The organism is Methylobacterium sp. J-030 (assembly GCF_022829545.1).
GTDB lineage: Bacteria > Pseudomonadota > Alphaproteobacteria > Rhizobiales > Beijerinckiaceae > Methylobacterium.
Window position 1 is genome coordinate 1 of the sequence record NZ_JAKSYM010000165.1, and the last position, 8485, is coordinate 8485.

The 8485-nt window shown below is 64.6% G+C and carries 11 protein-coding genes; 1 reads left to right on the forward strand and 10 read right to left on the reverse strand.

From position 1 onward, the window contains the following. Window positions 1-635 precede the first annotated feature (635 nt). The 9 genes from MKK75_RS10150 to MKK75_RS10190 form a co-directional block, all read right to left on the reverse strand. Window positions 636-1850 (reverse strand): ATP-binding protein, encoded by a 1215-nt coding sequence (locus tag MKK75_RS10150; protein ID WP_244042466.1) that lies wholly within the window; start codon window positions 1848-1850, stop codon window positions 636-638. Beyond that, a complete protein-coding gene (locus tag MKK75_RS10155) occupies window positions 1843-2832 on the reverse strand; it encodes a toprim domain-containing protein (RefSeq protein WP_244042467.1) in 990 nt (329 codons plus the stop codon). The genes MKK75_RS10150 and MKK75_RS10155 overlap by 8 nt, the downstream gene beginning before the upstream one ends. Further along, window positions 2832-3053, reverse strand: a complete 222-nt coding sequence (locus MKK75_RS10160) for a hypothetical protein (protein ID WP_244042468.1) — start codon at window positions 3051-3053, stop codon at window positions 2832-2834. Before MKK75_RS10160 ends, MKK75_RS10155 begins: the two co-directional genes overlap by 1 nt. Then, window positions 3050-3415, reverse strand: coding sequence for an HNH endonuclease (locus MKK75_RS10165; RefSeq protein WP_244042469.1), 366 nt, complete (start codon window positions 3413-3415; stop codon window positions 3050-3052). Before MKK75_RS10165 ends, MKK75_RS10160 begins: the two co-directional genes overlap by 4 nt. Beyond that, complete coding sequence (locus MKK75_RS10170; RefSeq protein ID WP_244042470.1) at window positions 3415-4113, reverse strand: hypothetical protein; 699 nt, start codon at window positions 4111-4113, stop codon at window positions 3415-3417. The genes MKK75_RS10165 and MKK75_RS10170 overlap by 1 nt, the downstream gene beginning before the upstream one ends. Then, complete coding sequence (locus tag MKK75_RS10175) at window positions 4110-4673, reverse strand: hypothetical protein (protein ID WP_244042471.1); 564 nt, start codon at window positions 4671-4673, stop codon at window positions 4110-4112. Before MKK75_RS10175 ends, MKK75_RS10170 begins: the two co-directional genes overlap by 4 nt. A gap of 207 nt (window positions 4674-4880) precedes the next feature. Next, window positions 4881-5105: a DNA-binding protein gene (locus MKK75_RS10180; protein WP_244042472.1), complete on the reverse strand. Its 225-nt coding sequence runs from the start codon at window positions 5103-5105 to the stop codon at window positions 4881-4883. A 72-nt stretch (window positions 5106-5177) separates the two neighbouring features. Then, window positions 5178-5855: a hypothetical protein gene (locus MKK75_RS10185; RefSeq protein WP_244042473.1), complete on the reverse strand. Its 678-nt coding sequence runs from the start codon at window positions 5853-5855 to the stop codon at window positions 5178-5180. Further along, on the reverse strand, window positions 5852-7042 hold the full coding sequence (locus MKK75_RS10190) for a tyrosine-type recombinase/integrase (protein WP_244042476.1): 1191 nt from the start codon (window positions 7040-7042) through the stop codon (window positions 5852-5854). The genes MKK75_RS10185 and MKK75_RS10190 overlap by 4 nt, the downstream gene beginning before the upstream one ends. A 204-nt stretch (window positions 7043-7246) precedes the next feature. Here MKK75_RS10190 and MKK75_RS10195 point away from each other — a divergent pair, with 204 nt between their 5' ends. Further along, window positions 7247-7867: a glycosyltransferase family 2 protein gene (locus MKK75_RS10195; protein ID WP_244042474.1), complete on the forward strand. Its 621-nt coding sequence runs from the start codon at window positions 7247-7249 to the stop codon at window positions 7865-7867. A gap of 69 nt (window positions 7868-7936) precedes the next feature. On the opposite strand, the gene MKK75_RS10200 is transcribed toward MKK75_RS10195, so the two are convergent. Further along, a partial coding sequence (locus tag MKK75_RS10200) for a CatB-related O-acetyltransferase (RefSeq protein WP_244042475.1) occupies window positions 7937-8485 on the reverse strand: 549 nt, incomplete at its 5' end.

Sequence of the window (8485 nt, forward strand, 5' to 3'; positions counted from 1 at the left end):
CTGCTCGCCATCGGCGTGGCTGGCTGCGACGACAAGAAGGCCGAGAACAACACGCCCACGAAGGCGGACTCGTCCAAGATGGAGCCGCAGACCGATCAGTCGGCTCCGCCGAGCCAGAAGCCAAAGCAGTAGGGCGGGCACAAGATCGAGTTAGAAACGCCCGTGATCGTGGGGAGCGATGTGGGTAGCGAGCAGTCTCGAAATTCAAGACACTGAAGAAGTTACTTAATTCGTCCTAAGCAGCGGATGGCGCATCCGCCGCTAGAGGTCATCGAGGAGTCGAGTTGTCCGTGCCAGATTTTTAGAAGGGTGCGGTTTGCGTACGAGCATATCTCTCCAGACCTTTCACAGAGTGCCCCTCACAGCGGACACGTCCGTCTGATCATCTCTGAGACCTTTTAACTGCACGCCGTCTTCCTACCGGCCACAGCGCGGCTTGTTCGGGTCTACCGGGAGGCTAACTGGGCTCGTTCCCTGACGTCGCTCAGTTCAGACGGGACAAACGGGACAAACGGGACAGATGTCCCGGCTGTCCCGGTGCCGGGGGGGGGACAAACGGGACAGGGACACTAGGAAGTGTCCCGTTTGTCCCGGTGCACCTGTCCCGGACGCAAAGACGGGTGGATGTCCCGGGTTCAGCCCGCATCTGTTAGCCAGAAATGGTCGACGCCATCTAGGTCGCGCGCGGCGATCAAGCCCTTGCCTTGAGCAGTCTTGGCGGCCCGCTGAAATGCCTTCTTCCGGGCTTCGGATCGCTGAGCGGAGGTATCTCCGTCCACCGGGTACGAAGCGCCGAATTCTTCTCGGACGTGCGTGTGCTGGACAGCAATGACCTCAGGCCCGTTGATACCGAACGGGTGCACCTTAATTCCGTGATCAGCGAGGGCATTGGTCAACGCGCTGCGGAACACCTTGAGCGAGGTTGGCCAGCGCTCCTTCGCTGCCGTGACGGTGGCGGCCGAGATCCGATCCGTCTGCCAGTTCACGATGCACGTGGTGATGGGCTCCCGGTCGTAGGTCTCGCCGACGGTGACCACCTCCAGCGCGTAGGGAATCTCGTAGCCGCAGCGCCCTCCCCTCACCTTCCGGATCGCCATGCGGGTGTTGTTGATGGTGCCGGCTTCGTCCCGGTGTGCAAGCATGGCCAACACTACGTCGGCGGCGGCTTCCTTAGCGGAGGATCCCCGGGTGCCGGTCTCCACGGCCTTTCCGAAGTGGTCCACGCCGAGCACGAAGGCGCCGGTCTGGTGGCTCAGCGCCTCCATGGCGTTCATCACCCTCTGAGCCTCGGCGGCTGAGTTCTCGTCCATGAAGCCGGCGCCGGCCGCGACGGTGTCGATCACGATCAGGGCCAGCGGTAGGTCGAACGCTTCGACTAGGTGCTCGGCCGCCATCTTCGCCACGGTCACGAGTTGCGGCACCGCGTCGGCGTCGAGCAAGCGCGGGCACTCCTCGATCCAAGCGAACGGCAGCCGGTCCGGGGCGTCCGGCCCGAGCTTGCCCTGGACGATGCCGCGCAACCGGATCGGGATTTCGTGCGCCCCCTCGGCGGCGATAAACAACACGCCGCCCTGGCGCAGCACCCGTTTGCCCGCGAAGGACTCGCCGGTCATCACCGAGGAGCTGAGGTCCAGCACGCCGAACGTCTTGCCGGCACCCCACTGGCCCGCCGCCAATCCCTTGCCGGTTTCTGGGATGAGATCCCGCACGAGCCACGCCCGATCCGCATTCGGGTCCGCGTCGCCATGCCAGCGGATGTTGATCGCCGTGCCGGGGCGAGCGGCATCTCCGTCCCGCCGCTCGGCCCGCGGACGCAGATGCTCGATGGTATAGGCGGCCGCATCAGCCATGCCGCGCCTCCACGATGTCATTGAGATCGGCGCCGGGCATCGTGGCCCTGACCAAGAACGTCTCCTTACCGGCGAAGCGCCAGCGTCCAGCGCAGGCGCTGGCGGCCTTCTCGCCGCCGGGATCGTGGTCGACGGCCAGCCACAAGGATTCGATGCCCGGCAGCGGCATGAAGCCGGAGATGCCTGCTGTGTTCAGCAGAGCCCAGACGGGCGTCCGCTCCCCAAATTCGGGTAGGGCGCGCATGGACAGGACGCTCTCGATGCCCTCGCCCACGCCGAGGCAGTAGGTAACCTCGGCGCTCGCCGTCAGCATCACGGCACCGCCAGCCAGTGGGCCGAGCGCGAGGCGGTCGCGGCCATTCACGACAGCCTTCTGACCTTCAAGGGTAATCGCCGTCCGGTGGATCGCCTGCGGTTCGTCGGTGACGACGTTCCGAACCAGCGCGACCATGGCCGGGGTCCGTCTACCCGCGAAGGGACAGGCCGGGGTGTACCGGATCACCTCGTGCGCGTTGTCGGGCAGGCTGAGACCGCGGCGGACGAGGTAGGACTCGACGGGCGAACCAGCAGCCGGCTGAGCCTCGCGCCAGATCCGCAGGGCGAGTGCCGTGTTATCCGAGCTTTTGTCATTGTGTACATTGTCATCAATGACAACGTCGCGGCGCCGCGATCTTTGTCCTTGGTCATTATGTATATTGTCATCATTGACCTGTCTCGGTGCCGAGACAGCATGCCCAGTAGCTCGGGAGGAATTGTTTATATTATCAACAATTCCTCGAAGCCCTAATCGCTCGCGGACGTAGTCCTTGGCTCCGAGGTGATCTCCTCCGGCATGGTCGAACACCAGCAGGCCGTCCGGCGCGGACGGGCTGAAGATCACCGATATGGATTCGTCATGGGCACTGTGGCCGAGGCCGGGACAGTTGATGCCCCGACCGTTGACTTTGCCTCCGAGGAGCCGGGCAGCAGTGCGGAGGTCCATCAGACGCCCCCAAAATTGGGGCTGCCGAGCAAGGCCGCTTCGTTGGCGCTCAGGATGGCCTTGGAGGCGCACCGGAGGGCGTAGGCGAGCCCGCGATGATCACCGACGCTGGCGAACTCCTGGGCGGCGCGGGCGTAGCTCTCGGCGATGGCAGCGGCCTCGGCTGCGGCGTCGAGGGCGAGATCGGCACTGAGGGCGCTGTTGCGGAAGGGCGCGTTCATGGCCTTCCTCCCGCACTCTGATCGAACAGCCCGAGTTGGATCGCCTTGCGCTGTCGCGTGGCCCGCGCGTTGGCGGTCCGATGGGACTTGTCCCACCGGTTGTGACAGCGCTGGCAGAGCGCCCGCAGGTTGCCCGGATCGTTGTGCCGCGGATCGTGATCCAGGTGCGCGATGGTCAGCACCACCCGCTTCCCGGTCTCGGGGTGCGGGTCGCCGTGGACGGCCCGGCACTCAAAGACTCGGGAGGTTCCCTCGCAGTGGAACCGAGCCCGCTTCAGGATCGTGTCGCGGATCGCGCGCCACTCCGGCGAGCGGATCGAGCCGCCGGGATAGAGCTTCTGGTTGGCAGCGGAGATCGGCATCAGGCGCCTCCCCCGCTGCCGCACAGCCAGTTCGGGAGGGCGAAGACCTTCACCATCCGACGGGCGAACGCGCTGTAGCGAGGCCGGCTGTCACGCCAATCCCGGAACCATGTATTTTGGAATGGCCGGAGCCAGGTGATGCCGGCTTCGCGCCACTCCTCGTGCTCGGTCAGGGCGTAGAGCGCGGCTGCCTCGATGCAGTCGATCTCCATCTCGCAGAGGTGTTCAAGGGCGGCCGTGAGCATCATCGAGAGGCCGAGCGGGTAGATCTCCTCGACGATCTCGTCGCGGCTCCAGGTCGCCTGCTCCTGGTTCTCGCCGATGAGACCAATCAGGTACTCGGCGCGGTCGCACCACCGGAAGTGATCGAGCATGCCGGTGGTCCACGCCTCGATCGGGATATCCGCTTCCATGCCGGCGACGCGCGGGTAGGCTGGCTCGCGCGGCTTGGGGAGCGGCACTTTGGGAACGGGGGCGCCGCCGTAGTCTTCGAACGCTGGCATGTGGCCGAGGCGGTGGGCATCGGCAGCGAAGCGCACCCGCTCCGCTTTGTCGTGGATACCGGCGAAGATCGCCGTCCCGTCCATGCTGAACAGGACATGCTCGGGATTGGCCGGATTAACCGCCTCCGGCAGGTAAACCGGCACGGAGACACCGTAGGGGGTGGGGAAGGTGCCGTAAGGCTGGAGCGTGCTCATGCGGCAGTCCTCCGTCCCACGAAGACGGTGTAGCCCATATTGCCGTTGGGCTGCGGGATCTGACCGGAGAAGTACGCAAGCTCCCCGATCCAGAGCCCGAGGGCCCCGTCCCCGAGGTCCAGCAGTTCCGTGTGCGGGTCGATAGCGGTCCACTCGCGATCCCGGAACCCGCGGGTCTCGACGGCTAGCCACGCCTCGCGCGGCAACGCCTTGGCCCGGCAACGCCAGTGCTTAGGATTGCTGCCACCGTAGGCGATCTTCTCTAGGCGCTTGACCTCGCTGGGCGTCCAGGCCGGGTACCCGGCCGTGACATCAGGCCAGCCCTGGAAGTCGGAGGCATTTAGGGTGAGCCGCACCGTGCGGGTGCGACCGTCCTTCAGCGCAGCAAGGGCACCCTGCCCGCCCGAGGATGCCGTGGCATCCGGGATCGGCATGGTGGTCGCCCAGAGGAAGTCCGGGTCGGGAAACCCGCCGAGGGTATTACGGCCGGGCCGTAAAACTCCATCCTGTAGGATCCACGGCAGGCGGGCGGTGTCGGTATAGTGGTAGATTACGCTCATCACACGCCCTCCCGAACGAGAGCGCGCGCCTCGGCGCGGCCGGTCACGAAGCCGAGGAAGCAACCGCGGCTATCGAAAACGAAGGGCCTACCGTTGGCGGGATCGGGTCGGCGTGCTATTTGAGGAATGTCTGCTGCCGAAGCGACATTCGAGGGGTGTGAGCGCCTGCACGCTCTCCGCCCCTCATCTACTTTCAGGTCCATCGTGCTACGCGGCCTCCTGCTCAAGGGAGTTGAGGAAGCTGCGCAGGCTCTCGTCCGTGACGTAGCTAGCTGTTCCGATGTGAACGACCTTTAGCTTGCCCTCATTGACCAGCTTGTGGAACGTAGTGTTGCTAGTGGATAGGATGTTCTGAGCATCCTTGCGACGATGCAAAAGCTTCCCCGTTGGCGCGCGCAGGTTCTCTGCCGCGCCCTGAACAGTGTAGTTCATGGCGATTGTCCTTAGATCGGTCCCCAGAGATTCGTGGGGACAATCGAAAGCTAATGGTGTGGATCTACAAAGTCATATGGACGGATTGCTCCGCCTTTTGATCCAATTTGTCCGCTTGGCCTTGAATGCGCGGATCACGTCCTTTGCGACGCCATCAGCAGATGCTTCGATCTCCGCAATCGTAAATATCTCTTCCAGAAAATTCACAAAATCGCTTGCTATATCGCTGTCCTCTTTGAAGGTTCGCGATGGCTCTTTGTCGGTTATCCAGTGATAATAATTTGCACAATGGGTGGCGACAGCTTCAGCGCGGCGACGGTTTGCGCCTTTCCCAAACTTCTTGTTTGCTTTGGGTATGTTATCCAACGAAACTTTGGACATAGACTCCGCGAAATCTATTGCGGGCTGCATTGAGGCTCGAATGTCCCAGAGACTTGTACCTAATTCGACTGCTTTTCCAAATGTGTCACTGTGGAATCCGAGAAGGATGGTTTCAGCTTTTTCGATTGCATTCTTGAAATTGTTGATTTCACTTCGAATGACGGATTGTTTGGCTCTCGTCATGCCGTTGTGAAAAGGCATGGACCAGGGCATGGAGCGCGCGATAGTAGTGGCCCATCGACGAATGTCGGTTTCGCTCCTCGGATTGTCACTTCTAGCTGGTAGGGAAGCCATCACATCGAAGATCTGCTTAGTCAGCTTCTCCATCCGGGCGTCACGGGTTGGATCGTATCCTGGCTCCCAGGTCATCGTGCGGCTCCCTGACTGCACCACGTCGCCCACGCATCCATCAAATCACGCCTCTTCTCGAACAGGTCGCCGCGACGGTAGGCTCGTTCCACCTTGGACTCGACGGTGTGGGCGAGCGCCATCTCGACCACCTCGGACGGGAAGTGCGTGGTCTCGCTGGCCCAGTCCCGGAAAGTGCTGCGGAAGCCGTGAACCGTCAGGCCCGCGCGCTCCATCCGCCGGAGCAGCACCAACATGGCCATATTGGAGAGTGGCTTCCCACGCCGGCTGCCGGGGAACACGAAGATGTCGTCGAGGCCCTGCATCTCGGCGAGGATCGCCAGCGCCGCTGTCGACAACGGCACCCTGTGTTCGGCGCCGGCCTTCATCCGCTCGGCCGGCACACTCCAGATCGCGGCCTCTAGGTCGATCTCATCCCAACGGGCGCCGAGCGCCTCGCCCGTGCGCGCCGCCGTCAGGATCGTGAAGATCATCAGCTTCGCGGGGATGCCTGGCTGGCCTTCAAGCGTGCGCATGAACGCTGGCACGTCCTTGAACGGCAGGGCGGCGTGGTGCTCGACCTTCCGGACCTTGGAGCGCTTCGGCAGCAGGTTCTGGAGGTGGCCCTTCCAGCGCGCCGGGTTCTCGCCGCGCCGGTAGCCGCGGGTCGCGGCCCAGTCGAGCACGGACTCGATCCGCCCTCGCACCCGCGTGGCGGTCTCTGTCTTTGTGCTCCAGATCGCCTCCAGCGCCTTCAGCACCAAGCTGGTATCGACCGCCTGCACCGGCAGGTCGCCGAACACCGGGTAGGCATAGGTCGCGAGCGTCGCTGTCCACTGCGCGGCATGCTTGTCGTTCCGCCAGCCGGCCTTGTGAGCCTCGATGTACCCATCGGCGCAGGTGCGGAAGGTAATCGCCTTCGCGGACTCTACGGCGGCATCCTGGCGCTGCTCGCGCCGCATCTCGATCGGATCGATGCCCTCGTAGCAGAGCTTCCGACAGGTCAAGGCCTTGTCGCGGGCCTCGGCCAACGAGAACGTGCTGACCGGGCCGAGCCCCATCTCGCGCGATTTACCGCGCAGCGTGTACCGGAAAACCCAACTCTTCCCGCCCTTGCCGGATACCTGAAGCCACAAACCGCCGCCGTCCCCGTACATGCCGGGGGCTTTCAGCTTGGCGACTCCAAGGGCGGTGAGCTTACCCAACATGGCATTCGCACCCATGACGCTATCCACATCATAAGCGCGGATTTGGGCGAACGCCAGCGGCCCGCCGCGAAAGCTGGACTGCTTATTATCTCGATATTTGAGTGGTTTAGTGGACCGCTGCGGACTGCGGCGGACAGGTAACTGGCGGATCTGTTGTCCGCCCACCAGAGCGTCCTCCAGCAGGATACGCAGGCCCGGCACATCATGGTCGCGGATGGGCATCCGAAGCATCTCGTCGGCTTGTGGGCCTGCGAGCACATCGTCCTGCCGTCGGCCCATCGGGATGCGGGCAATTTCGCGCGCGGCGTCGGGGCTCTGCACGCCTTCCAGACCGGTGCCTCCCACGTCTGCTTCCTGGATGCCGACAACTGGCTCGAGAGCCGTCACGTCTCGAGCCTGCGCGAACAGATGGTGTCGTCCGGAGCCGAGATCGGCGTGTCCCGGAGGATCCTGCGGCGCCTCGACCGCAGCATCCTCGACCCCTTCGACTGGGAGAGCGACGGCACCCGGTTCGCCGATACGGGAACCATGATGCTGAGCCGCGCGGCCATCGAGATCGCGGCCCTGTGGGCGACGCTGCCGGTCGAACTCAGCGGCGCCGGGGATCAGGTCGTCTGGGCCGCGATCAACACGCGGGGCTGCAGGATCGCCCGGACCGAACTGGCGACGATGAATTACAAGACGAAATGGGCGGTGCACTACACCGGGCGCGGGGAGCCGGCACCCGACGGGACGGTCGGGCTCGGCTACGTGCAGGCGGCGACCGCATATTGGCAGACGCTTCCCGAACCCGACCGGCGCCGGCTCCTGCACGGCCGGGCGTGAGGCACCCGAGGGTGACGGGATCGGGGCCGCCGGTGGCCGGCCGCGGAGCAGGCCGCCGCGGATCGACCCTCACCCCCCCGGCACCAGCGACCGCAGCGGGATCAGGTCCGGCCGGTATTCCTGCATCCCGCCGGCGATCCGCGCCTCGACGGCGTCGAGGAACTTCTCGGGGTCGGTGATCGCGCACTGGCGCAGGTCCCAGAAGGCGTAGCGCCACCACTGCACCTTGAGATAGCGCTCGATCAGCGCGTCGGGGAAGCGCATCTTCACCACCCGGGCCGGGCTGCCGGCCACGATCGCGTAGGGCGGCACGTCCTTGGTCACCACCGCCATGGCGCCGATCACCGCCCCGTCGCCGATCGTGATGTCGGGCATCAGGAAGGCGCCGTGGCCGATATAGACGTCGTTGCCGATGCGCACGCGCTTGGGCCACAGATACGGCCCGCAGATCTCGTAATCCGCCGCCCGCGGCTCGGGGCGGTCGAGCACCGCCGGGTGGTGGGTGTAGAACAGCGGCGAGGTCGAGCCGCACTGGACCGGGTGGCTGCCGCGCCCGACCTGCACGCTCTCGCCGATCGAGACGTAGCGGGCGATGTCGGCGCCGAAATAGTAGCCGCT